The sequence below is a fragment of the Acinetobacter sp. 1124_18A genome, from assembly GCF_052824995.1.
This window is the reverse complement of the sequence record NZ_VTDF01000007.1, coordinates 82100-106818: the sequence shown is the minus strand read 5'-3', so window position 1 is coordinate 106818 and position 24719 is coordinate 82100. Positions and strand designations below refer to the sequence as shown.

22 protein-coding genes are annotated in these 24719 nt (G+C 41.6%); 3 read left to right on the top strand and 19 right to left on the bottom strand.

Features of this window, described 5'->3' with window-relative positions:
* Positions 1 to 25 precede the first annotated feature (25 nt).
* From FY048_RS14675 to FY048_RS14645, 7 genes are all read right to left on the bottom strand, one after another.
* Positions 26 to 1387: an MFS transporter gene (locus tag FY048_RS14675; RefSeq protein ID WP_446091629.1), complete on the bottom strand. Its 1362-nt coding sequence runs from the start codon at positions 1385 to 1387 to the stop codon at positions 26 to 28.
* A 120-nt stretch (positions 1388 to 1507) separates the two neighbouring features.
* Positions 1508 to 2533 carry an enoyl-CoA hydratase/isomerase family protein gene (locus FY048_RS14670; RefSeq protein ID WP_446091628.1) on the bottom strand — a complete coding sequence of 342 codons (1026 nt, stop codon included), beginning with the start codon at positions 2531 to 2533 and terminating at the stop codon, positions 1508 to 1510.
* A gap of 12 nt (positions 2534 to 2545) precedes the next feature.
* A complete protein-coding gene (locus tag FY048_RS14665; RefSeq protein ID WP_348950938.1) occupies positions 2546 to 3319 on the bottom strand; it encodes an enoyl-CoA hydratase in 774 nt (257 codons plus the stop codon).
* 21 nt (positions 3320 to 3340) lie between these two features.
* A complete protein-coding gene (locus FY048_RS14660; RefSeq protein ID WP_446091627.1) occupies positions 3341 to 4468 on the bottom strand; it encodes an acyl-CoA dehydrogenase family protein in 1128 nt (375 codons plus the stop codon).
* Between the two features lie 11 nt (positions 4469 to 4479).
* Positions 4480 to 6129 (bottom strand): AMP-binding protein, encoded by a 1650-nt coding sequence (locus FY048_RS14655; protein WP_446091626.1) that lies wholly within the window; start codon positions 6127 to 6129, stop codon positions 4480 to 4482.
* 77 nt (positions 6130 to 6206) lie between these two features.
* The gene (gene mmsB, locus FY048_RS14650; protein WP_446091625.1) at positions 6207 to 7097 is read right to left on the bottom strand and encodes a 3-hydroxyisobutyrate dehydrogenase; all 891 of its coding nucleotides are present in this window, start codon (positions 7095 to 7097) and stop codon (positions 6207 to 6209) included.
* Positions 7098 to 7108: 11 nt separating this feature from the next.
* A complete protein-coding gene (locus FY048_RS14645) occupies positions 7109 to 8626 on the bottom strand; it encodes a CoA-acylating methylmalonate-semialdehyde dehydrogenase (protein WP_016139619.1) in 1518 nt (505 codons plus the stop codon).
* Between the two features lie 166 nt (positions 8627 to 8792).
* Here FY048_RS14645 and FY048_RS14640 point away from each other — a divergent pair, with 166 nt between their 5' ends.
* On the top strand, positions 8793 to 9674 hold the full coding sequence (locus FY048_RS14640) for a LysR family transcriptional regulator (RefSeq protein ID WP_446091624.1): 882 nt from the start codon (positions 8793 to 8795) through the stop codon (positions 9672 to 9674).
* A 57-nt stretch (positions 9675 to 9731) separates the two neighbouring features.
* Here the strand turns inward: FY048_RS14640 and FY048_RS14635 are convergent, their stop codons facing one another.
* The 5 genes from FY048_RS14635 to FY048_RS14615 form a co-directional block, all read right to left on the bottom strand.
* Positions 9732 to 11165, bottom strand: a complete 1434-nt coding sequence (locus FY048_RS14635) for an amino acid permease (protein WP_004640465.1) — start codon at positions 11163 to 11165, stop codon at positions 9732 to 9734.
* 368 nt (positions 11166 to 11533) lie between these two features.
* The gene (locus tag FY048_RS14630; RefSeq protein ID WP_446091623.1) at positions 11534 to 12973 is read right to left on the bottom strand and encodes an amino acid permease; all 1440 of its coding nucleotides are present in this window, start codon (positions 12971 to 12973) and stop codon (positions 11534 to 11536) included.
* Positions 12974 to 13135: 162 nt separating this feature from the next.
* Positions 13136 to 13495: a RidA family protein gene (locus tag FY048_RS14625; RefSeq protein ID WP_446091622.1), complete on the bottom strand. Its 360-nt coding sequence runs from the start codon at positions 13493 to 13495 to the stop codon at positions 13136 to 13138.
* A 10-nt stretch (positions 13496 to 13505) separates the two neighbouring features.
* Positions 13506 to 14609, bottom strand: coding sequence for an alanine racemase (gene alr / locus FY048_RS14620; RefSeq protein ID WP_446091621.1), 1104 nt, complete (start codon positions 14607 to 14609; stop codon positions 13506 to 13508).
* Between the two features lie 20 nt (positions 14610 to 14629).
* Positions 14630 to 15895: a D-amino acid dehydrogenase gene (locus tag FY048_RS14615; RefSeq protein WP_446091620.1), complete on the bottom strand. Its 1266-nt coding sequence runs from the start codon at positions 15893 to 15895 to the stop codon at positions 14630 to 14632.
* A gap of 136 nt (positions 15896 to 16031) precedes the next feature.
* Here FY048_RS14615 and FY048_RS14610 point away from each other — a divergent pair, with 136 nt between their 5' ends.
* The gene (locus FY048_RS14610) at positions 16032 to 16499 is read left to right on the top strand and encodes an Lrp/AsnC ligand binding domain-containing protein (RefSeq protein ID WP_446091619.1); all 468 of its coding nucleotides are present in this window, start codon (positions 16032 to 16034) and stop codon (positions 16497 to 16499) included.
* Positions 16500 to 16541: 42 nt separating this feature from the next.
* Here the strand turns inward: FY048_RS14610 and FY048_RS14605 are convergent, their stop codons facing one another.
* Positions 16542 to 17687: a DUF1624 domain-containing protein gene (locus FY048_RS14605; protein WP_446091618.1), complete on the bottom strand. Its 1146-nt coding sequence runs from the start codon at positions 17685 to 17687 to the stop codon at positions 16542 to 16544.
* 74 nt (positions 17688 to 17761) lie between these two features.
* On the opposite strand from FY048_RS14605, the gene FY048_RS14600 reads away from it, so the two are divergent.
* Positions 17762 to 19852, top strand: coding sequence for a TonB-dependent siderophore receptor (locus tag FY048_RS14600; RefSeq protein WP_446091617.1), 2091 nt, complete (start codon positions 17762 to 17764; stop codon positions 19850 to 19852).
* A gap of 42 nt (positions 19853 to 19894) precedes the next feature.
* Here the strand turns inward: FY048_RS14600 and FY048_RS14595 are convergent, their stop codons facing one another.
* The 6 genes from FY048_RS14595 to FY048_RS14570 all read right to left on the bottom strand — a co-directional run bounded on the left by FY048_RS14595 (position 19895) and on the right by FY048_RS14570 (position 24560).
* Complete coding sequence (locus FY048_RS14595; protein WP_446091616.1) at positions 19895 to 20272, bottom strand: nuclear transport factor 2 family protein; 378 nt, start codon at positions 20270 to 20272, stop codon at positions 19895 to 19897.
* Positions 20273 to 20300: 28 nt separating this feature from the next.
* A complete protein-coding gene (locus FY048_RS14590; RefSeq protein WP_446091615.1) occupies positions 20301 to 20681 on the bottom strand; it encodes a ribonuclease E inhibitor RraB in 381 nt (126 codons plus the stop codon).
* Between the two features lie 128 nt (positions 20682 to 20809).
* Positions 20810 to 21475 (bottom strand): RluA family pseudouridine synthase, encoded by a 666-nt coding sequence (locus tag FY048_RS14585; RefSeq protein WP_446091614.1) that lies wholly within the window; start codon positions 21473 to 21475, stop codon positions 20810 to 20812.
* A gap of 111 nt (positions 21476 to 21586) precedes the next feature.
* Positions 21587 to 22288, bottom strand: a complete 702-nt coding sequence (locus FY048_RS14580) for a DUF1003 domain-containing protein (RefSeq protein WP_446091613.1) — start codon at positions 22286 to 22288, stop codon at positions 21587 to 21589.
* Between the two features lie 80 nt (positions 22289 to 22368).
* Positions 22369 to 22872, bottom strand: a complete 504-nt coding sequence (locus FY048_RS14575) for a DUF2867 domain-containing protein (RefSeq protein WP_446091612.1) — start codon at positions 22870 to 22872, stop codon at positions 22369 to 22371.
* A gap of 488 nt (positions 22873 to 23360) precedes the next feature.
* The gene (locus tag FY048_RS14570; protein WP_446091611.1) at positions 23361 to 24560 is read right to left on the bottom strand and encodes an MFS transporter; all 1200 of its coding nucleotides are present in this window, start codon (positions 24558 to 24560) and stop codon (positions 23361 to 23363) included.
* Positions 24561 to 24719 lie beyond the last annotated feature (159 nt).

Genomic DNA, 24719 nt, shown 5'->3' with positions numbered 1-24719 from the left:
TCTATTTAAAGCATTAAACTTAATATTAAGAATGCTCAGTAATCTTGGTTTTCAAATTTATTTCTGCTTTCTTATGATAAGCCTCATCAGTTTTAGTCTGCCAATCACGTGGCATAAATGAAGTCGATATAATCGCAACGATAGCCATAGATCCAATATAAATCATAATTAAGTAAGGATTACCCTGCCCAATACTTAAAAGTTTCGTCGCAATTAGCGGCGCTAAACCACCACCGAGCACTCCAGCTAGCTGTACCGAAATTGAGATTCCGCTATAACGAATTTCTGCCGGAAATTGACGAGCAAAAAGCTGAGCCTGTGGTGCATACATAATCGGGAAAACCACACCAATCGCTAAAACAATTGCCGTCCAGACCAATACCGGATCTTTTGTGTTGAGCATGGTAAAAAATGGATAGCAATAAAGTGCCAATACGCATAGGCCAAACATAAACATATTGCGTTGACCAACTTTATCTGACAAATGTCCACATAACGGCGTCATAAAGAGAATGACCACAGCACCGCAAATGGTGGCAAATAAAATGTCCTGGCGTGGAATCCCAAGTTGAGCAGTGGTGTAAGCCAACGTAAAGGTTGAAGCAATATAGAACCATGCATTCTCAGCAGCACGCGCCAAAATAATCGTGATGAGCTGCTTCGGATGATTTTTAAAAACTTGTAAAGCAGGAACTTTTACCTCTTCAGACTGCTGTTTTACTTTCTCAAAGTCTGGTGACTCTGGTACTTTCACTCGAATGTACCAGCCTACTGCCAGTAAAATAATGCCGGCAAGAAATGGTAAACGCCAACCCCAACTGAACAATGCTTCTTCAGGTAATAACGACACCAGTCCTAGTGCGATTGAGGCTAGCATTAAGCCACCACCCGTACTGGCTTGAGGCAAGCTTCCCCAAAACCCTTTACCGCCTTCGGGAGCATGTTCAACGGCCATAAGCACTGCGCCACCCCATTCACCGCCCATTGCCATACCTTGAATAAATCGTAAGATGACCAAACCGATTGCAGCCCAGTAACCAATTGACTCGTAAGTCGGTAATAAGCCAATGAGAACCGTCGGAATCCCCATTAACATTAGAGTCAGTAGCAACATTGACTTACGGCCAATCTTGTCACCAAAATGACCAAAGACTAAACCACCTAATGGCCGCCCAATAAAGCCAACGGCATAGGTGGCAAATGCAGCAAGCACACCCGTAAGGGCATCTAGATTTGGGAAAAATAATTTATTAAAGATAAGAGCTGCTGCTGCGCCATAAATAAAGAAGTCATACCACTCAATAGTAGTACCGACCATGCTAGAGATGCCTGCTAATCGATGTGACGACTTTTTAGTATTTGAACCGTTTCCTTGTACTGTTTGCATCGTAATATCCTTTTTAGATTTTCTTGTTTTATCTTTTTTATGCTTATGACCAGCCCTGACCATAAGCATTTTCAGGTCTCGCTTTATCTCCTCAAGCTTTTTATGTTTTTGTAATGCGATTTAGCTCAATTTTTCTAAAATTTGCTCTAGCTCCGCATTACGTTCTTGCCACTGCGGTTGTTTGTCTTTATCGACAATGAGTGCACGAACACCTTCAATAAAGTCACCATGCTCAAACCAGATATCCTGTAAATCACGCTCAAGTTGCATACATTGCGGCAAAGAAAGCCCACGGCCTAAATGTTGCAGTTTTAAACTCGTTTGTTTGGCAATAAATGAACGTTGCTGCAAAATGCTGAGCATCTTGCTTGTCCAAGTTTTTAAGCTTTCATCTTGTTCATTTTCAAGACTTTGTTCAATTTCATCTAAATGCTGAAAACCGAAATGTTTACGGATGCCTTCGGCTAGTTGCTTTAACTCACTTTCGGCAGGACGAGTAATAAATCGGGTAATGATTTGCTCAATTCCTTCTTTACTTAAACTTGGCGTATCAACAAGTGCTTCTTGCAATGCTTGTAACTGCTCGCTTGGCACATGGTAGTCAATTAAATCGAGATAGAGTGCATCGCTACTGCTGATCTGCTCACCCGTAATTGCCATATAAACGCCGATATCATCAAGTCGAGACAAGAAATGCGTTGCGCCAACGTCTGGGAAAAAACCAATCGCTGTTTCAGGCATGGCAAATCTAGACTTTTCACTGCTCACGACAATATGACAAGCCTGAGCTAAACCAAAACCACCACCTAACACATAGCCATCGAGTACAACGATAACTGGCTTTTCATATTCACGCAGCGTGGTCAGCATTTTATATTCGGCACTAAAATAACCTTTATAGTCAGCCGTGCCATTTTTATAACTGTCGTAGAGATAGCGGACATCTCCACCTGCACAGAAGGCTTTTGGACTATTTGATTTGATTAATATTGCCTGAACAGCAGCATCATTTCGCCACAGTTCCAATTGGGCACCAATACTTTTAATCATATCTAGCGACAATGCATTGAGATGAGTCACACGGTCTAAGGTCATCACGCCCAACTTACCGTTTTGCTCAATCATTAAGTGATTTTCTGTATTCATTTTATTGATCTCTTATTGATTTTTAAAATTTGGCTGGCGTTTTTCAACGAAAGCCTGCATTCCTTCTTTTTGATCAGATGTCGCAAAAATTGAATGGAACATACGTCGCTCAAAGCGTAAACCTTCGGTGAGATTCACTTCATAAGCTCGGTTAATGGTTTCTTTGAGCATCATGTTTGCAGTTAAAGATCTTGCTGCAATTTTTTCTGCGGCTTGCAGGGTCTGTTCAAGTAATTCTTCTTTACTAAAAACACGTGCAACCAGCCCACTTTGCTCTGCCTCTACTGCGCCCATTTGTCGCGCGGTAAAGCACATTTCCATTGCTTTGGCTTTACCAATCGCATGAGTTAAGCGCTGTGTACCACCAATACCTGGAATTACGCCTAAAGTAACTTCGGGTAAGCCAAACTTGGCATTGTCAGCACAATAGATAAAGTCACACATGAGCGCTAATTCACAGCCGCCGCCCAACGCATAACCACTGACTGCTGCAATTAAAGGTTTACGGCGCTGGGCAATACGGTCTGCAAGATGAAAAAAGTCATCAAAATAAATATCTGGAAATACCAAATCAGCCATTTCTTTAATGTCTGCACCTGCGGCAAAAGCTTTTTCAGAACCTGCCAATACCATGCAGCCAATTTCGCGGTCTTTTTCGAGCTGATCTAATGCCTGATTAATTTCACTAATTAATTCGCTGTTTAAAGCATTGAGCGCTTGAGGGCGATTTAATGTAATCAGCCCAATCCCATTACGCTTTTCTAATAAAATACTTTGCCACTGCATTATTTATTCCTTGTTCTGATTTTATAGACTACGTGCAATCACTAAACGTTGGATATCACTTGTGCCTTCGTAAATTTGACAAATACGCGCATCACGATAAATACGCTCAATTGGGAAATCTCTGAGATAGCCATAGCCACCAAAGACTTGTAGCGCACTCGAGCACACACGCTCAGTCATTTCTGAAGCAAATAACTTGGCCATTGAAGCTTCATTTAGACAAGGCTGACCTGCTTCTTTTAAACGCGCAGCGTAGTGAACCAGTTGTCTCGCTGCTTCAATTTCAGTTGCCATACTTGCAAGGCGAAACGCGATAGTTTGATGCTCAAAAATTGGTTTTCCAAAAGTAATACGCTCTTTGGCATAGCGAGTCGCTTCTTCGAGCGCCGCACGTGCTAGACCGACTGCTTGTGCAGCAATACCAATACGTCCACCTTCTAAATTGGCAAGTGCGATTTTTAAGCCTTCACCTTCTTTGCCCAGCATTAAGCTTTTATGTATGCGCACATCGGTCAGAGCAATCTGACACGTATCTGAAGCATGCAGACCTAGTTTTTCTTCAACACGAATCACTTCGTAACCCGGTGTCTCGCGTGGGACTAAAAATGCACTAATGCCCTTTTTGCCTGCACTTGGATCGGTCACTGCAAACACAATAATTACACCTGCATTATCACCAGAGGTAATAAATTGCTTAGCACCATTTAAAATGTAATCATCGCCATCTTTCACCGCTCGAGTTTTAAGAGCTGCCGCATCTGACCCCGTATGTGGTTCCGTTAAGGCAAAAGCACCGATCATTTCACCTTGCGCCAAAGGTTTTAAAAACCGCTCTTTTTGCTCATCGGTACCAAATTTTAAAATAGGTACACAGCCAACCGAGTTGTGTACGCTCATGATGGTCGAGGTTGCACCATCTGCTGCCGCAACTTCTTCGAGTGCCAGTACATAGGCTAAGTTACCCGTGTCTGAACCGCCCCATTGCTCTGAAACAAGCATACCCAAAAAACCGAGTTGCCCCATTTGAGCTAAGGTGTCTCTCGGGAAAGTCCCGTCTCGATCCCAATCACTGGCATGAGGCTTAATTTGTTCTTGGGCGAAACTTTTCGCCATATCACGAATGAGTAATTGTTCTTCGGTAAATTGCATTGTTATTTCCTTTACCCTGCTTTAGCTTGTTGTTTAGCAATTTCTTGATTACGCAATAAAAAGCGCTGAATTTTACCACTTGGAGTTTTAGGTAATTCACTCACAAATTCAACTAAACGTGGGTACGCATGTGCAGAAAGTCGTCTTTTAACAAATTGGCTGAGTTGTTCAGCAAGTGCATCTGAAGGTTGAGCATCGGCAGCTAAAATTACAAATGCCTTAACCACTTCGGTACGGTCTGGGTCAGGCACACCAATCACTGCTGCCTCAATGACAGCATCATGTTCAAGCAGAGCACTTTCTACATCAAAAGGCCCAATCCGATAACCCGATGTGGTGATCACATCATCACTACGACCAACAAAGCTCATGCTACCATCAGCATGTAACTCGGCAGTGTCGCCAGTTAAATAGTAATGACCAACAAATGGTGATTTTCGGCTTTCTTTATAGCCGCCGAACCACATCATTGGAGACTGGCTAATATCGACTGCTAAAATTCCTGGTGTGTCCGCTGGAAGCTCCTCACCTTGCTCATTGACAATAGCAACACGGTAGCCCGGACTTGGGAAACCTGCTGAACCAGCATGAATTTCATGTTTTAAACCATGATGATTACACACCACCATGCCCACTTCAGTTTGTCCATAGTGGTCATAAATCGGAGCATCAAGCACTTGTTTAAACCAACGAATCACTTCTGGATTAAGCGGCTCGCCTGCACTGCTCACAACACGGAATAGTCCTTTTAACGGCGCCATTTGTGCTGGATCAGCCGCCATCATCATGCGGTAAGCAGTCGGAGCACCTGCCAAGTTGTTAATTTTATAATCTTTCACAATTTGGCATAGGCTATCTGTACTAAAACCACCTTCATAAAACAAAGTAGCATGGCCTAAAAATAACGGCCCAGTAATCGCGTAGTACAGGCCATACGCCCAACCTGGATCAGCAATATTCCAGAACGAATCTTCTTCGGTTAAACCAATGGCATCTTGCATATATCGCCCAAAGGCAATCAATGCTTTTAATGGCACTTCCAATGGTTTCGCTGGTCCAGTAGTGCCTGAAGTAAACATGAGCAAGAAAGGATCTTGGATGCTACGCATAACCAAATCACATTGATCGGACTGCTGCTTCACTTCATTCCAAAAGTTAAAATCACCTGCTTTGAGCGGAGTACCTTGTACATCGGCAACTGTCACAATTGCAGGGCAATTTTCAATTTCATCAAGCTTGCTACGGTTACCTACATCAGTCACCACCAGCTTACTTTGTGCAAGCTGAATACGGTGCTCAATCGCTTTTGGACCAAATGCAGTAAATAGGGGTTGATAGACTGCACCTATGCGCCAAGCTGCAAAAATCGTCACGATCAGTTCAGGTGTTCTTGGCAATAACCCTGAAATCCGGTCGCCTGCTTTCACACCTTGTGATTTTAAAAAGTTGGCAAACTGACTCGACCATTCCTTTAATTCACGGAAAGTATATTGCTCTTTTCGTCCATCTTTTCCTTGCCAATACAGTGCAATTTTGTCGCCATCTGCGTGTCGATCACAGCATTCATAGCAAGCATTTAAGGCATCAAGTGAACCTGATAACATCTGTTTTGCAGTACTTTCCAAATCGAAAGCCTGTGCAGCATTTTGATAATCCATCATATCTTTTCCCTCAGTCCGGATTTGTTGTTATTCACGACAGGGTTTAATGTGTTTAAAGCCATCCTTTGGCTTTACCGTTATGCCTCTTGTGGCAGATATTGCTGAATAATGCTTGAAAAATCGAGATTAGCATTACCACGCATGCACATTTGCTGATAAAGCTGCTGCACCATGCCACCTAATACAACTGGCTGTTTGACTTGGCCCGCGGCCTCTACAGCAAGTCCTAAATCTTTTAGCATCAGCTGAGTGGCAAAGCCATCTTGATAGCCTCGAGATGCTGGCGCATTTTCATTAATATGCGGCCATGGGTTACACACATCCGAGCTCCAGCAACGACCACTTGAGGTGTTAATGACGCCTGCCAATGCTTGTGGGTCGATGCCCAGCTTTACACCGAGTGCCATACCTTCGGCAACAGCAGCCATTGAAATACCTAAAATCAGGTTGTTGCAGATTTTGGCAATTTGACCTGCACCGACATCACCACAATGAACAATATTTTTGCCCATGTGGCTAAGTACAGGTTTCACTTCATTAAAAGTTTGCTCGTTGGCACCTACCATGAAGGTGAGAGTTCCTGCTTGAGCACCAATGGTTCCACCTGAAACTGGTGCATCACAAATTTTAATATTTTTGCTCTGTGCAACAGCGGCAATGTCTTTAATGGTTTGTGGGTCAATGGTACTGCTATCAATGCATAAGCTACCTGCTTTTAGCACTTCTAATACACCATTTTCACCCAAGTAAACTTCTTTAACATGCTTGGCCGCAGGCAGCATGCTAATGACCACATCAGCTTGTTTTGCTGCTGCCTGTGGGCTGTCGCAGACCACACCACCTGCCTCGGCAAAGTGCTGAATAGCAACTTCACTGAGGTCATATCCATAAACATTGAGTCCGGCTTTAAGTAGGTTATGGGCCATTCTTCCGCCCATATTTCCTAGACCGATAAAGGCGATATTCATCCGTGATCCCCTTAACGTAAACTAATGGTTGTATTTACTGCACCAACTTCATGGCTATCTTCAAACCAGCGACTGGTAATAGTTTTAGTTTGGGTATAGAACTGCACAGCCTGTTTGCCGTATGGTCCCAAATCACCAAGTTTTGAGCCTCTTGAACCAGTAAAACTAAAGAAAGGCACTGGCACAGGAATTGGAATGTTGATACCAACTTGACCTACATCAATTAAGTTTTGGAAAGTACGTGCAATCGCGCCACTTTGTGTGAATAGACCAACACCATTACCAAATGGGTTGGCATTGATAAGAGCAATCGCTTCCTCAAGGGTATCGACACAAATAATGGAAAGTACAGGGCCAAAGACTTCTTCTTTATAAATACGCATGTCGGTATTTACGCCGCTAAAAATCGTCGCGCCGACAAAGTTGCCCGATTCATAGCCTTGAACTTGAACATCACGGCCATCGAGTAGCAACTCTGCCCCTTGCTCAACACCGCTATTAATTAAATCAAGCACGCGCGCTTTAGCACGTTTTGAAATGACTGGACCAATGTCAGTATTTGGCTCATGGCCTGCATTTACTTTTAAAGTTTTAGCTTTTTCAACTAACTCTTGAATCCACTGTTTACTTTCACCCACCATTACCGCAACCGACAATGCCATACAGCGTTGCCCTGCTGCCCCAAATGCTGCACCGACCAAGGCATTTAAGGTTTGCTCTTTATTCGCATCTGGCATGACAGCCACATGGTTTTTTGCACCCATCATCGACTGTACGCGTTTGCCATGTTGCCCTGCAAGGTTATAAACATGCGTTCCAACCGCAGTTGAGCCTACAAATGAAATCGCTTTAATGTCTTTATGGGTACAGAGACGGTCAACCACTTCTTTACCGCCATGCACAACGTTGAGCACACCTGCTGGAACGCCTGCTTGAATCGCAAGCTCGACCAACATCATGGTTGATAACGGATCTTGTTCTGATGGTTTTAAAACAAAGGTATTGCCGCACACGATTGCCATTGGGAACATCCAAAGTGGAATCATGGCAGGGAAATTAAACGGCGTAATGCCAGCACAGACACCCAACGGTTGCTGCAATGTGTAAGTGTCTACACCACGTGCGACACCTTCAACGTATTCGCCCATTTGCAAAGTACCGATCGAACATGCATGCTCAACCACTTCTAAACCTCGTTGAATATCGCCTTCAGCATCTGCCAAGGTTTTGCCTTGTTCAGCCGTTAGTACTTGCGCAATTTCCTTCATGTTGGCACGGATTAAGTCTTGTAACTTAAGCATGATGCGCATACGTGCCTGAATTGGGGTTTGACGCCAAGAAGCAAAAGCATCTTGTGCAGCCTGAATGGCAGCGTCAACTTCTTTAACTGTTGCAAATGGTACACGACCAATCACTTCCTGAGTTGCAGGGTTAACAATGTCTTGCCATTCCTGTGTTTCAGATTCGATAAAATTTCCGTTAATGAGTAATTTAGCGGTTTCCAATTCGATTTTTTGGATTGTGTTCATAACCTCTCCGTAGGCCATATTTTTATTGTGTTCAATTATTAGAAAATACTTTTTGATCGTATTTTCTTTATTCCAGTTTCAATTGAGACTAGCAAAGAAAACTTTGACCACCAACGGAAATTCATGCACGATTGTTGTGCAAATATGCACAAGGATTACAACAAAAATGAAAGTGGATTGGGATCATCTACATTTTTTTCTGGTTTTAGCTCGCACTAAAACTCTAACCAATGCTGCGCGTATTATTGGGGTAGAACATAGTACAGTTGCAAGACGGATTCAGGCTCTAGAACTTGCTTTGGGTACAACGCTCTTTAAGCGTGAAGCAACTGGTTATGAACTGACACTTGAAGGGATAGCACTTGTTCCTCGAGTTGAACAAATGGAACAAGCTTTTTTACAAATTGAAAAACCACATCAACCTTTACAAGGCCGTGTGCGAATTGGCACACCTGAAGGCTTTGGAACTGCGTTTTTAGCCCGCTTACTGGCTGAGTTCTCTATTCAGTACCCACTGCTTACCATCGACCTGATTCCAGTGCCGAAAATGATTAAGCTCTCGCACCGTGAGGCCGACATTGTGGTGTCGATTGACCGCCCAACTTCTGGGCCATATATCATTACGCGCTTGTCTGACTATTGTTTAAAAATTTATGGCAGCCAAAACTATCTGGCGCAAAACCCACCTATTCGCGGTTTAGAAGATTTAACCCAGCATCGCTTCGTGAATTATATTGATGATTTGGTCTATAGCCCCGAGCTGTACTGTTTAGAACGATTGCCCTTAAAGCTCAATGCAAATTTTCGGAGTAGCAGTATTTTGGCTCAACAAATTGCGGTGAGTGCTGGTGCAGGGCTTGCAATTTTGCCCAAGTTTTTGGCAGATGATAAACCGGAACTTGACGTCGTTTTAGAGCAACAAGTTCGCTTTACCCATACGTTCTGGATGTTGACATTTGTTGATTTACAACATGAACCACGCATCAAATTAGTTTGGGATTATCTACGTAAGCAAGCCGATAAATATCAACATTTATTGGTTGATTAAAGAGTCTAAATAAAAAAGCCAATCATGATTGATTGGCTTTTTTGAAATTATTAATAATTAATCAAAAGTTTCTTGGCCTAGTTTTTTCATGCGTGGTTTATAAAACACATGATAGCTAACGCCTAAAACCACTAACCATAATGGACTAACATATACCGCTTTTAAGGTATCTGGTTCTAATGCCAGAATCACTAAAGTGAACAAGAAAAATGCAATGACAACATACGCCATCAACACCCCGCCCGGCATTTTAAAGGTTGATTTAGCATGTAACTCTGGACTCAACTTACGGTAACGTAAATAGCACGCCATAATCAGAAGCCATACGCTGATAAAGAGAATCACGCAGAGTGAACTTGCCAAAGTAAATGCTTCCATCGTATTTGGAACAAAGTACTGCAACACTGCCCCGCCCATAATGAAAATACATGAGAAGATTAAACCATTTGAAGGTACGGCACGTTTTGATAAACGCCCCAATGCACTTGGCGCCTGACCATCTTTCGATAAACCGAACAGCATACGACTGGTTGAAAACACACCGCTGTTCATAGAGGACATGACCGAAGACAGCACCACCAAGTTCATAATGATGGCAGAAACTGGAATACCTGCATTTAAAAACAACTCAACAAACGGGCTTTTATCTGCGCGAATGTGATCCCATGGTGTCACTGACATCACCACAAAGAGTGCTAATACATAGAATAAAATAATACGAATTGGAATCGCGTTAATCGCTTTCGGTAGATTTTTCTCTGGATCTTTCGTTTCAGCCGCTGTTGTACCAATCAGTTCAACGCCAATAAAGGCAAACACGGCAATCTGGAAACCTGCCAAAAATCCGCTTACGCCTTTTGGAAATATACCGCCATGCGACCACACATTACTTACACTCACAACTTCTCCATGTGGAGCTTGAAAATGAGTGAGGATCATGTAACCACCGACTCCAACCAGGCCAATAATGGCCAAAATCTTAATGAGTGCGAACCAGAATTCAACTTCACCAAACAACTTCACCGTAAGAAGGTTAAGCCCTAAAATGAATAGTACACAGCCTGCACTAATCATGGCCTGTTGCATTGGTGAGAAACTGGCGCCTTCGGGCAGCCAGAAACTTAAATAGTTAATGACGGCAGAAAGATCGGCTATACCCACTAACACCCAGCCTAACCAATAGGTCCAGCCTATATAGTAGCCAGCCCATGGTCCGATCAAGTCATAAGCCATATCGACAAATGATTTGTAATGTAAGTTGGCAAGCAGTAGTTCACCCAATGCGCGCATCAGAAAAAAGAACATGCCACCAATTAACATGTAAATCACAAGAATTGAAGGACCAGCGAGGGAGATGGTTTTGCCCGAGCCCATAAATAAGCCGGTTCCAATTGCACCGCCAATTGCAATCATTTGTAGATGGCGATTATTTAATTTCCGTTGTAAATGATCAGGGGAGCTTGCCTCATCTGAATGATGAACCATTGTCATATTAGAAGTCCTTTTTATATTTTGCTTAACTTAAATCAGCAACCTATAGGGAGAAAAACGAACCGTATATCGTGGGTTGCTGAGTCTATACCTCAGGACAAGATGTTCAAGTATATTTTTCCTTAATTGATAAATCGTTTGTCCTGTTTTTTTTAAGTCACATTATTTATGTAATGCCTTCACGGCAATTTTAATTAACATATCTGGATTCTCCAGATTAGCCGAAGTGTAGCATGCGATAATGCTATATGTACTTTTCCAATACCCTCAAAATCGCACCATTGACTCAAAAATAAACAATATTATTCCGATAAAAAATCGAAAGAAAATAAAAAGCCAATCATGATTGATTGGCTTTTTATTAAAACTTAATGATCGTTGACGAGCTCACGTCCTAGTTTTTTCAAACGTGGTTTATAGAGCATATGATAGGTGACTCCTAAAATAACCAACCATACTGGACTGACATAAAGTGCTTTTAAAGTATCTGGCTCGAGTGCCAAGATGACTAAAGTAAACATCATAAATGCCAGAACCACATAGCTCATCCAAACGCCACCTGGCATTTTGAAAGTCGATTTTTCATGTAATTCAGGTCGTAATTTACGATAGCGCAAATAGCACACCATGATGAGACTCCAGACACTAATGAATAGAATCACACAGAGTGAACTTGCTAAAGTAAATGCTTCCATGGTGTTTGGAACAAAGTACTGAAGCACTGCTCCACCCATGATAAAGATACAAGAGAAAATCAAACCATTTGAAGGTACTGCGCGTTTTGATAAACGACCAAATGCACCCGGTGCCTGACCATCTTTTGATAAACCAAAAAGCATACGGCTGGTTGAAAACACACCGCTGTTCATTGAAGACATCACCGAAGATAGCACCACCAAGTTCATGATGATGGCTGAAACCGGAATACCCGCATTTAAGAACAACTCAACAAACGGACTTTTATCTGCACGAATATGATCCCAAGGTGTTACTGACATCACAATAAAGAGTGCTAATACATAGAACAAAATAATACGTATCGGAATCGCGTTAATTGCTTTCGGTAAATTTTTCTCTGGATCTTTAGTCTCAGCAGCCGTTGTACCTATGAGTTCAACCCCGACAAAAGCAAAGACAGCAATCTGGAAACCAGCCAAGAAGCCTTCTGTACCTTTCGGGAATAAACCGCCATGCGACCAAACATTACTAATGCTTGCTACAGCCCCTTGAGGAGCTTGGAAATGGCTGAAAATCATGTAGCCACCCACACCAATCAGGCCAATAATCGCCAAAATCTTAATGAGTGCAAACCAGAATTCAATTTCACCAAATAGGCGTACTGTCAGTAGGTTAAGCCCCATCACAAACAATACACAGCCTGCGCTAATCATGGCTTGTTGAATTGGAGAAAAGCTCGTGCCATCGGGTAGCCAAAAACCTAAATAGTTAATGACCGCTGAAAGGTCCGCAATACCGACCAGCACCCAACCCAACCAATAGGTCCAGCCCAAATAATAGCCGGCCCAAGGACCAATCAAGTCATGAGCCATATCAACAAAAGATTTGTAATGCAGATTTGCAAGGAGCAACTCGCCCATTGCACGCATCATGAAAAAGAACATTCCTCCAATAATCATATAGATCAAAAGGATTGAAGGACCTGCGAGGGAGATGGTTTTACCCGAGCCCATAAATAGGCCGGTTCCAATTGCACCGCCAATTGCAATCAGTTGTAAATGACGGTTAGACAGTTTTCGTTGCAGATGATCAGGAGAATTTTCCGTATCTGAATGACGAGCCGTTGTCATATTAAAATTCCTTTTTGAATTCCTTTGTTAAGATCAGCAACCTATGGCGAAAATCGAACCGTATGCCATAGGTCACTGAATCTGTTCACCAAAAAATGACTGGATAAACCGTACCTATCTTCCTTCTGTTAGATACATCATCATTTTTGGAGTAAAAACGAATTACTTTTGTGCTGCCGTCACGGCAATTTCAATGAGCCAGTCTGGATTGACCAGATCGGCCTGAATTGTGGCACGCGATGGAGCAACACACCCTTTTAACCAGTCAACCCAAATCGCATTTACGGTTGAAAAGTCAGAAAGATTTTTTAAATAGAGCTGCGCAGAGAGCAAGCTAGATTTATCGGTATTGGCAAGCGCCAAAAGTTCATCAATCGTTGCAAGAATTTCACGAGTTTGCCCTGCCACGTCTTGCTCGGTATTTTTAGGTACCTGACCTGACAGATAAACCACTTTGTTAAAAACAGTCACGGCGCTCATGACTTCGTTAGTGTTAATTTTCTGTATATCTGAATTCGACATTCTGATTTCCTTATACTTGATTAATAAATTGAACACGGGCAGTAATCGCACACATCAGCTCGTAACCCACCGTACCGGATGCAACCGCAACATCATCAATAGGTAAAATGACACCTGTACTTGATTGGCCCCAGAGCACGACTTCACTGCCGACTTTGGCACTAGCAATGCCCGTTAAATCGACTGCCAACATATCCATGCTGACGCGGCCGACTGTACGAGTGCGTACCGAGTCCACTAAAACCGGAGTACCGGTCGGTGAAATACGTTGATAACCATCGGCATAGCCGCAAGCGACAATCCCAATCGTTATAGGTTGCTCTGCGACAAAGTTTGAGCCATAACCTACGCTTTCATTCGCATCTAAATGCTGAATGGAAATAATTTCGCTGCGTAAGCTCATGGTTGGTTGTAAGCCCCAGTCCGCAATACTATGCGTCGGGTAGTCTGGAGAGCTGCCATAGAGCATGATGCCGCTACGTGCATAATCTGATTTGAGCTGGTCTTGATAGCGCAGAATTGCCGCACTATTACTTACCGATCTTTCACCCGGTAAATCTTTAATAATTTCTTCAAATACAGTGATTTGATAATCAATACCTTGCTGGCCGAAACGCTCACCATCTGCATCTGAAAAATGCATCATGTGCGTAATCTTGGACACATTTGCCAAGTTATTTAAACGTTCCCATGCCTGAACATAGTGCTGTGGTTTAAAACCAAGACGGTTCATACCACTGTTCATTTTTAAACAAACATCAAATTGAGCCGGATAAGGATGCTTTTGAACCCACTCAATTTGCGCTTCACTGTGAATGGTGAAACTAAGCTGATACTTCACACAATCAAATAAGTCTTGAGGAGAGAAAATTCCTTCGAGCAACAAAATTGGACCTGTCCAACCTAAAGCACGAATTCGTTTTGCTTCATCAAGATCAAGTAAGGCAAAGCCATCTGCTGCTTTAAACGCTTCATAAACACGTTCAATTCCGTGTCCATAAGCATTGGCTTTTACAACGGCGAAGACTTTACTGTTTGGCATAGCCTTTCGTACCACCGCCAAGTTATTTTGCAAGGCTTGACGGTGGATGACTGCGGTAATAGGACGAGGCATGATTTATTTCCTAACGTCCGTTAAGCAGCGTGCTCGTGTGAATAACGCTGAATTGAAAGACCATCTGTACTGATTTCAGTCTTATGATTCAATACGATGTCACTAATTAACTTTCCTGACCCACATGCCATCGTCCAGCCTAAAGTACCGTGGCCTGTGTTCAAGAACAGATTTTTGAAGCGAGTCGCACCGATAATTGGGGTACTGTCTGGTGTCATTGGACGTAAACCAGTCCAGAAAGACGCCTGCGCCATATCACCACCCGGGAACAAGTCCTGAGTGACCATTTGCAAGGTTGCACGGCGGTCTTCATTCAGACCTAAATTGAAACCGCTTAACTCGGCCATTCCACCTACGCGAATACGTTGGTCAAAACGGGTAATCGCAATTTTGTAAGTTTCATCAAGCACTGTAGATTGCGGAGCAAAAGCAGGGTCAACAATAGGAATCGTCAACGAGTAACCTTTCACAGGATATACAGGTAACTGTAGATCGAGTGGTTTCAAGAAATCACGTGAATAACTACCAAACGCTAGGACATAACGATCTGCGGTTAAGACCTTACCATTGACCTGAATGCCCTTAATTTCATCGCCTTCAACAATCAATTTTTCTACATTCTGGTTGAACTGGAAGTTAACACCCAACTCTTTGGCAATTTGAGCTAAAGCATTGGTAAATAAATAACAGTCACCTGTCTCGTCATTTGGTAAATGTAAACCGCCGACAAGTTTATCTTGTGTATTTGCTAAAGCTGGTTCTACACGACCAAGTTCGTTGCCATTTAATAATTCGTAGCTCACGCCGCATTCTTGTAGCACGCTAATGTCGCGTTGAACCGCTTCCATTTGTGCTTCTTTACGGAATAATTGCAAAGTGCCTTTCGCACGGTTTTCGTAATTAATGCCAGTATCTTTTCTGAGTTCACGTAAACAGTCACGGCTGTATTCAGCCACACGCATCATACGTTCTTTGTTCACAGCATAACTTTGCGGATTACAGTTTTTCAGCATTTGCGCCATCCACTGTAACTGCCACATGCTGCCATCTAAATTAATCGCAAGCGGTGCGTGATGTTGAAACATCCACTTCACAGCTTTAAAAGGAATTCCTGGTGCTGCCCAAGGGGTTGAATACCCAGGCGAAATTTGACCTGCATTACCAAAGCTTGTTTCTTCAGCAGGACCTGCCTGACGGTCAAGAACAGTGACCTCAGCTCCTTGTTGAGCTAGATAATAGGCACTTGCCACTCCGATAACGCCGCTACCTAATACAATTACGCGCATTTCTATTCCCTCACGCACACCAGTTTATTTAACTAGTATATTTCTGCTTAAATAGTTTATTTCACTGTTTTTCTAGCTATAATCTAGGTAAATTTATGTTTTTTTCACGAGAATTTAAAAAAAAGAGGAAATATCTATGCGCGCCTTAGATCGTATAGATCGCATGATTCTGGATATTTTGCAGCGTGAAGGACGAATTGCGATCAGTGAATTGGCTTCGAGAGTCAACCTGTCAACCACCCCTTGTTCAGAGCGTGTTAAACGCCTTGAACGCGATGGCATCATCATGGGTTATTACGCACGGTTAAACCCAGCCTACGTAGACCGTAACCTGCTCGTCTTTTTAGAAATTAAATTATCTGCCAAATCAGGCGATGTATTTGACCAAGTGGCCAGAGATTTAGTCGAGATTCCTGAAGTCCTCGAATGTCACCTTATTTCAGGTGAGTTTGACTATCTTGTGAAAGCTCGCTTAAAAGAAATGAGCGCATATCGCCGCTTATTGGGAGATCTGTTAAAGAAACTTCCCGCTTCAGCATCTTCACATAGTTATGTGGTCATGGAAGAAGTAAAAGAAACTCTGTATTTAGATGTAAGCAAGTAAAGCGAAGCCATAATTAGCCTCGCTTTACTTACATTTTGAAAATTAGAAATATTTTAAAATCGAAATATGTTTATTTTGATGTTTGAATTTCGAGAACCATTTAACCGCCGGATAAAGCGCAAAAGACAGCGCAATCGTAATTAACCACAACATCCACACATGGTTGACCGACAAATAATTTCCATGGTTGGCTCCCCACACACTTAGCGCAAACACATACATCAGTTTCAAAACATATAAGTGCAATAAATAAAAGAACATAGGCACTGAACCAAACACCACCAATGGTTTTAAAAATGAGTATTGCTGCATTCGTTCAAAAGCAACCAACACAATCAAACCGACTCCAATATTCAGCAAAATAAACAGTAAAGACGGTGGATACTTGGTGAGGTTAAAAAAGCTCATTAACGTCAGTTGTAATGACTCAAAATGTTGCCACGGCTGGTCGCCATAGATATTGATAAAACGCAATAAAACAAATAACCCGATACTTGCTAAACCAAGCGTGAGTAAAGCGCGGCTTCTTTGCTGTGCTGTGTATTTTGAACTAAAGAACTGACCTAAAACGTAGCCTAATAAAATCACCCCAATCCAAGGTAAAACCGGATAGCTTGTGCGAAGCTTGATGCCCACAATTTCAAGCCAGCCACGTTCATGTAAAACGAACCATATATTTTGTAGGATGCCTGGTGAGAAGTGCACTGAATCTAATAAGTTGTGCCCAAAAACAATCACTAACCCTACACCAGCAAGGACTGGCAAAGGCAAACTTACACAACAAGCTAGCACCACCATGCTAATACCAATGGCCCATATCACCTGTAAATAAATCACTTCAGGTGGAAAAGTTGCTGTCCATGCAAAGTTCACCAGCGTGAGCTCTAACACAATTAAAAATAAACCACGTTTTAATAAAAAAGCACGCGTTTGCTGTAAGTCTTGTTTTTTTGATTGAAATAAGAAAGCAGAAATACCAGTTAAAAGTACAAAAATCGGAGCGCAAATATGGGCCAATAATCGACTGCCAAATAAAGCTGGTTCTGTTACTGTTACGTCCATTGGATCGGTAACCTGTTTATGTAAATAGAAAGTTTCTCTTACATGGTCGAGCAACATAATGAGGATCACCAAACCACGCAAAGCATCAATCGACTGTAAACGTTCAATATTCTTTTCTAAAGACATAGCGGTAATCAATAAAATAATGTAACGTTATACTATTACATTATAGTTCTTTTGTCTTTTATGGCTGATTATTTATGCAACACAAATTAGGATTGTTGTCTTCGTTGGGTCTATCATTTATATCGACATTCACTTGGGCAGAAGAAACATCAACGGTACTTGAAACCATACGTATTCAGGCTGAAAGCACCCAAGAAGATGTGAGCCAAAATAGCTCGGCGACTAAATTTTCACATGATGTTTTAGATGTACCTTTCAATCGTGCTTTTGTCTCTAAACAAATGATGGAACAACAAGACGTTCAACGGATTGATGACGCATTAAGCTTAGTGAGTGGGGTTTTTCATCAAAACAGTTTTGGTGGCGGCTTTTGGGATAATTACTCTTTCCGTGGTTTTAGTACCGATCCCAATTTAGGTGCCTCTATGATCCGTAACGGTTTGAGTGTAAACCGAGGGATTAGTGCTCCAAAAGATGTAGTGAACATTGAATCTTTAGAGTTTTTAAAAGGGCCAATGGCTGCCCTGTATGGCCGCGGCGAAACAGGTGGTTTGCTTAACCTCAACAGTAAAAAACCACAGTGGCAAAGCGAAAGTGAAGTTAATCTACGTGCCAATACCCAAGAACAATATCGAATTAGTCTGGAACACACTGCCCCTATAAACGATGAACTGGCCTATCGTGTAGCCGTGGCTCATGAAGATAATCAAAGCTTCCGTGATCATGTCAGTAGTGAACGCTGGTTCTTTTCACCACAGCTCACATGGAAAATCTCAGACCAAACGCAACTCGACTTTGACAGTGAATTTACAGAGCACAAAGGAACCTTTGACCGCGGGGTAAGCACAGTCAATCATCAATTTGTGATGGGCCCGAAAACATTTACGGGGGAACCTGATGACGGCGATATGAAAGTAAAAGATTACTTTTACCAGTTGCGTCTTAGTCACGAGTTTAGCCCTGACTGGAAGCTGAATAGTGCTGTCAGTTATAAAGATGCTCAAATGGTTGGCTTTTCAACTGAACCACGACGTATACAAGCTGATGGGCATACTTTAGAACGCCAACGCCGCTATCGTGATTATCAAAGTGAAGATGTTCTGGCTCAGACAGAATTGCTTGGTAAGTTTGATACATCTTGGGCGCGCCATGAAATTTTACTTTCAACCGAGCTTGGTCAACTCAACTATCAACAATATCAACTGCGACGCAACCACAGCTCAGGTATGCCAAATACTATTGATATTTACCAACCAGAATATGGCAAATATTTACCGAACTTAGCCCCGTTTACTAACACCAAAGAGCGCCAGCGCTACTTCGCACTGAATGTACAAGATCAGATTTTTTTCAATGATCAGTGGAGTGTGTTATTCGGTAATCGTTTTGATCAGGTCGAACAAGACTTTAAAAATCACCTGACTCAGACTGAAAACAGCCAGACACTTCATCAAAATAGTCCGCGTTTCGGAGTAAATTTTAAAGCCTCTGACCAATGGGCTTTTTATACCAACTATGGCCGCTCGTTTGCCATGAATAGCGGTATGGACCGAAATGGACAAACCTTCGCTCCTGAAAAAGGCGAAAGCTACGAGGTCGGTACCAAATATAAAATGAATGACCAAAGTATGCTGAGTCTTGCTTTGTTTAAAATGAAAAAACAGAATGTACTGACGACGGATCCTATCGATAATGCATTCCAAACCGCAGCAGGCGAAGTGAGTAGTAAAGGAATTGAGTTTGACTTAAATAGCCAAATCAATGACCGCTGGCTCGTCAATGCCAACTATAGTTATACCGATGCTCAAATTGAAAAAGACCAAGACCTTGCGAAGGGTGCACGTCTGAGCAATGTGCCAAAACATCAAGGTTCAGTAAGCACCAATTATGAATTTCTGCAGGAAGGTGCAAGAAAAGTAGGTGTAGGGGCTAACCTTACCTATGTCGGCGAGCGTAGCGGACATAACCTTGATAATGGCTTTAATTTACCAAGCTATACTCTGGTGAACTTAAGTGGCTACTATGCCCCATCTGATCGTTTACGCTATCAACTTAATGTGAACAACCTATTTGATAAAACCTACTATGTCTCAAGCTATAGTGATGTATGGGTTCAACCAGGTGAACCAATCAACGCTTCAATCTCGGCACAGTGGAAGTTTTAATTCATCCATAAATAAAAAGCCCGAATCATTTCGGGCTTTTTATTAGAACATACCATTTTCATTGACGAGTGGGTCGGGCTGTACTTGACCGACATCCCAAAACTCAGCAATTTTTCCATTTTCAAAACGACAAATATGAACCACTGCCAAGGTGGTTAATCCGTTCATTTGCATTTCAAGTTTAGAATGCACAGCGACCAAATCACCATCTTCAATCACATGTTGAACGTCAAAGACTTTGTTTGGAGTTTCAGCCGCGCTTTCACGCATCCCTTCCTTCAAAGAGGTCGCATCACCCGCATAATAAGGGTTGTGATGCTTAAAGTTTGGAGCAGTATAATTGCTATAAGCTTCATCGACCTCGCCAGCAGCGGCAAGCTCTAAAAACCGTACAGCAATTTGTTTTTGAGATAAGTTCATGATTATCTCCTACCCTTTATTTTAGACCTTATTGTAGCAGATCATCTTCATCATCATCTTCATCAAAGACATAGGCCATACAGCCCCATCCATCATATTCGCCCTGAAATTTTTCAGCGATGCTGGTAAACCATTGCTCTAAGTCAACAATATCTGAATACTCTGGTTCCATGTTGACAAAGACAGTAATCACCCACTCATTTGGCTCAACAGAGTCATCTTGGAAAAGTGAAACTTTTTGTTCTTGGTAAAGTAAATAGAGCGAACATTGCTCTGCATTTTTCTGATCTTGAAAAGCAATAGAAAATTCAATTTCATGCAAATCGGTTAAATCATCCCCATCTTCAGCCATTTGCCAAAGTACATTGCCGTTCTCATCATCTGGAAAGTGTTCGTAGTCACGAGTCATAAAATGATCCTTGTTGTTGTCGCCGTATTAATATTATTCGACATCAAGAATACCCGACTTTTATTGCAATTTGGGTATATATTGCGTTCCCAATTGCATCAGATTGAATTTTTAATTGTATATAAATTTTAAAAAGGTATTTGCGATTCAATGATCACATCTGTGCCTTTCAATGGATGTTGAAAAGCCAAATACGCTGCGTGTAGTGCCATTCGGTTTAAATGAAAACGTTTAGGCTCAGGGTGATAAAGCTTGTCACCCATAATCGGATGCCCAATATGCATCATGTGCACACGTAGCTGATGCGAACGCCCTGTTACTGGCTCGAGTAAGACACGACTTTGATCTGTTTGAGCATCATAAACCAAAGGTTGAAACAAGGTTTTAGCGTGTTTACCTAATTCAAAATGTACAATTTGTCTTGGGCGATTTTCCCAGTCGGTAATGAGCGGAACTTCAACACTACCCTCTTTTGTGACTTGGCCTTGCACCAAAGCAATATAATGTTTTTTGACTGTTCTGGCCTGAAACATTTTACTTACCGCAACTTCTGCATCCCGATGCTTGGCAAACATGAGTAGACCTGAAGTTGCCATATCTAAACGATGGGTCACCTTAGCCAAAGGGAACTTTTCTAGCACCCGTAAATAAGCGCTGTCATGATGCTCAGGTAAACGACCCATTACCGACAATAACCCCGCAGGTTTATCAACCACAATTAAATCGTCATCTTCAAATAAAATTGAAAGTGGATCTTGTGGTGGAGCGTAAACAAAATTGTCGTTTAAAGGCATGGTCGTAGAAGCAGCAATGGAGCATGGCGGCAGATCATAAAGAAATTTCAGACCTACCGCAAAATAATCTATAACGCTCTACTCATGTTCCACGTGAAACTCAGAAAATATTTATCGTTTTTTATTCATTTCAGCTAAAAGATCAAGCTGAATTTCTTGAATGTGTGCAAGCCTTTCCCACTGATGCGACAAAAGATGGTCCATTTTTTCATGTAGGTGGCGAATCTCAAGCTCAGCTTTTAAATTAATTTGATAGTCATGTTGAGCGCGTAACCGATCTTTTACCTCTTGCCGATTTTGACTCATCATAATGACAGGTGCCTGAATTGCAGCTAAACAGGACAATACCAGATTAAGCAAAATAAATGGATAAGGATCAACAGGATGTACCACCATCACTACGGTATTTAAAATGATCCAAGCCACTAAAAACAGTCCAAAACAAGTTAAAAAGATCCAACTTCCGCCAAAAGAAGCTATTTTATCTGCTAGTTTTTCACCCAAAGTCCAATTCTGATCGAACTCTGTCTCTGTATTTCGACTAATCAGCTCATGCCGTTGCATACTGCCAATCACTTCATTTTCTAAAGTTGTTAACTCGCCTTTTTCTGAACGTAATAGTGATTGCACATATTTAATACGGTAGTCTGCCAAATCAGCACGACAAATAAAGGTTGAAAAAGACCACTCTGGATAATCTTTCAAGATTTCTTCACCAATTACATCTCGAATGACTTCACCAGAGACCAGATCTTTTAAGGGAAAATTTTTTCCACAAACGGCGCATTGGCGATACTGGTTTTTATTGTCCATATTATTCAGCCCATTATTATGATAATAAGATTAGTATATAAACGATTTCGGCCTAACATATCGTAAATAAAAATAGTGCTCTAACCCAATATCTGTAAAGTGGCTGGTACTATTTTTCGGTGGGCAGGAATCACTGGCACCATGTAGAGTCGTCCAAGCAAATTTTTAATATGCACTACTGTGGTTATGGTCAGTACTTGAGTCTTTTCATTCTTATAAATAGATAAAGTCACATTTAAATGTTTATCGTCATCGCCAACCACTAACTCATTTTCGGTACGTTGCAATAAGGTAAAAATTCCAATCCGATCACCAGCGACATATTCATTTTCTTTTTTATGCGAATCAATTTGCTTAAAACTTCCTAAATCTTTAAGCCCAATCTTTGAAGTAATTTTATTACGTAAATTCATACTCCATTCTATCCATTGAGGCGTGTGATGGAACAGTTTAATAAGCTGCTGAAATACATTCAGGTCTGGTTGGCCAAGCACAATACTCCACGAATCGTGGAAGTAAGCATTGTTCAATTGAGATGAGATTTGGCTGTCATGCGGCAAGGCAGAAAGATAAGGCTTATTCATAAATTATATTCTTGTAAAGTATCGTTTTTATTATAGAGAATTTTTTAGGGTGTCAAGGGAAAACATCTATGGTTTACTTCAACAATTATAACTTTGTAAGTTAGAACCTTATGCCTATAAACTTTTGATCTATAGCGTCCTAAGCCGAATCGAGACCTTTTGGGTGAGTACACACTAACGTTATACGTTTTGGTGCATGCTACTCTTTTCGATCCCTATCACACCCTTGAGATATAGTTTAGCCAGTACCCTGCGGGATTGTTTTTCTAAGAACAGCTAATTTTCATTATTTTCGGAAATTTTTACGCCATTAATTAAATTAAAAGGAATTTATTCCCATTTCAAAATAATTAGTTAAATTTAAATTCCACTTTATTTGTGTTTTACGGTTTATTTTACCAAGTCATTAACTATTTTTTATAGCATTGCATCAAAATATAAAAATTAAATCACCCTTCACTTCTTCAGTCATGAAGGGCAAAAATCTTTTATGAAGATATAAAACCATGCTTACGAGCACTGTAAACAGTGCATAACGCGATGAGAGTAAACGCTAGCATAATCCATGGAAAAAAAGCTGCACCAAAGCTTTCAAGTAGCCCGCCGCCAACCATTCCACCGAATGCGATAGCAAGGTTAAACATAGTGACCAACATGGACTGCGCTACATCTGCTTCATGACCCGCAGTATTTGCTAAAGCAGTCTGTAATAATGTTGGAGCACCGCCAAAAGTGACTCCCCACAGCACAACCCCAGTTATAACTACAAAACTTGAAGAGCTGTAAGCACCTAACAATATTGTTGCGATTGCAAAGATGAATAAGCTTAAAAGCGTTATTTTTCTTAATGAACGATCGATAAACACGCCCGTAATCAAGATGCCCACTATAGAAGAAATGCCGAATATAAAAAGTATCGTCCCGACTTTGTATGCCTGCCCTGTTGAAACTAAGAAAGGCGAAATATAAGTATAAAGAATGCTATGGGCTAATATCCAAAGGAATACGACTGCTAAAACAGCTCTAATGCCGGGCATTAAAAGAACTTTTAAAATGGGCAACCTTTTTTGTGCTGACTGTCCCGCAAAATCAGGAATACAAAAGCGTATCCAGACAAATAAAATCAAAGCCAGTAAAGACATTATCCAAAATACGCCACGCCACTCAAACAGTGTTCCCAACCACGCACCTAAAGGAACACCAATAGACAAAGCAATTGGCTGCCCAACCCCAGCAATTGCTAAAGCACGACCTTGATACGATGCTGGGACCATGCGCCTTACATAACCCGCTAAAAGCCCCCATATAACGCCCGCCGCCATACCTGCAATGAAACGAGCAATCAAAGTCAAAATATAATCATTTGATAAGGCAGTAATCACATTAAATAAAAGTAACCCTGCAATCGCACTGAGTAACAAGGGTCTCCGATTCCAACTACGGGTAAGACTAATCAGAGGTATTGCTGCTAAAACCGAACCTAAGGCATACACTGCAATAAGCTGCCCTGCGTATGCCTCTGAAATATTTAGCCCTTGACTGATTTGGGGCAAAAGCCCTGCTGGCATGGTTTCTGTCATGATGGTCAGAAAACCTGCAACAGTAAAAGCCAACAGTTTCCAAATCGGTAATTGAGCAGAGAACTCTTCACTTAACTGATGAGATGTTTCATCACTCTTAATGTTCATAAAGCTTTACTCTCAAATTCTTTTTCAGCGGACTTACCTTGCTCTGCATAGCTATACGCTTGTTTTACAACGTTAGGATAGGAAGACATTTATTCTCCATGTGAATTAAAAATCCTCATTATGGAATGATCATTCCAGTTTAAATTAAATAAAAACCTT

Excerpts from the sequence above, each read along its gene's own strand:
- FY048_RS14675 (WP_446091629.1), bottom strand. The coding sequence starts at position 1,387 with ATGCAAACAGTACAAGGAAACGGTTCAAATACTAAAAAGTCGTCACAT.
- FY048_RS14670 (WP_446091628.1), bottom strand. The coding sequence starts at position 2,533 with ATGAATACAGAAAATCACTTAATGATTGAGCAAAACGGTAAGTTGGGC.
- FY048_RS14665 (WP_348950938.1), bottom strand. The coding sequence starts at position 3,319 with ATGCAGTGGCAAAGTATTTTATTAGAAAAGCGTAATGGGATTGGGCTG.
- FY048_RS14660 (WP_446091627.1), bottom strand. The coding sequence starts at position 4,468 with ATGCAATTTACCGAAGAACAATTACTCATTCGTGATATGGCGAAAAGT.
- FY048_RS14655 (WP_446091626.1), bottom strand. The coding sequence starts at position 6,129 with ATGATGGATTATCAAAATGCTGCACAGGCTTTCGATTTGGAAAGTACT.
- mmsB (WP_446091625.1), bottom strand. The coding sequence starts at position 7,097 with ATGAATATCGCCTTTATCGGTCTAGGAAATATGGGCGGAAGAATGGCC.
- FY048_RS14645 (WP_016139619.1), bottom strand. The coding sequence starts at position 8,626 with ATGAACACAATCCAAAAAATCGAATTGGAAACCGCTAAATTACTCATT.
- FY048_RS14640 (WP_446091624.1), top strand. The coding sequence starts at position 8,793 with ATGAAAGTGGATTGGGATCATCTACATTTTTTTCTGGTTTTAGCTCGC.
- FY048_RS14635 (WP_004640465.1), bottom strand. The coding sequence starts at position 11,165 with ATGACAATGGTTCATCATTCAGATGAGGCAAGCTCCCCTGATCATTTA.
- FY048_RS14630 (WP_446091623.1), bottom strand. The coding sequence starts at position 12,973 with ATGACAACGGCTCGTCATTCAGATACGGAAAATTCTCCTGATCATCTG.
- FY048_RS14625 (WP_446091622.1), bottom strand. The coding sequence starts at position 13,495 with ATGTCGAATTCAGATATACAGAAAATTAACACTAACGAAGTCATGAGC.
- alr (WP_446091621.1), bottom strand. The coding sequence starts at position 14,609 with ATGCCTCGTCCTATTACCGCAGTCATCCACCGTCAAGCCTTGCAAAAT.
- FY048_RS14615 (WP_446091620.1), bottom strand. The coding sequence starts at position 15,895 with ATGCGCGTAATTGTATTAGGTAGCGGCGTTATCGGAGTGGCAAGTGCC.
- FY048_RS14610 (WP_446091619.1), top strand. The coding sequence starts at position 16,032 with ATGCGCGCCTTAGATCGTATAGATCGCATGATTCTGGATATTTTGCAG.
- FY048_RS14605 (WP_446091618.1), bottom strand. The coding sequence starts at position 17,687 with ATGTCTTTAGAAAAGAATATTGAACGTTTACAGTCGATTGATGCTTTG.
- FY048_RS14600 (WP_446091617.1), top strand. The coding sequence starts at position 17,762 with ATGCAACACAAATTAGGATTGTTGTCTTCGTTGGGTCTATCATTTATA.
- FY048_RS14595 (WP_446091616.1), bottom strand. The coding sequence starts at position 20,272 with ATGAACTTATCTCAAAAACAAATTGCTGTACGGTTTTTAGAGCTTGCC.
- FY048_RS14590 (WP_446091615.1), bottom strand. The coding sequence starts at position 20,681 with ATGACTCGTGACTACGAACACTTTCCAGATGATGAGAACGGCAATGTA.
- FY048_RS14585 (WP_446091614.1), bottom strand. The coding sequence starts at position 21,475 with ATGCCTTTAAACGACAATTTTGTTTACGCTCCACCACAAGATCCACTT.
- FY048_RS14580 (WP_446091613.1), bottom strand. The coding sequence starts at position 22,288 with ATGGACAATAAAAACCAGTATCGCCAATGCGCCGTTTGTGGAAAAAAT.
- FY048_RS14575 (WP_446091612.1), bottom strand. The coding sequence starts at position 22,872 with ATGAATAAGCCTTATCTTTCTGCCTTGCCGCATGACAGCCAAATCTCA.
- FY048_RS14570 (WP_446091611.1), bottom strand. The coding sequence starts at position 24,560 with ATGAACATTAAGAGTGATGAAACATCTCATCAGTTAAGTGAAGAGTTC.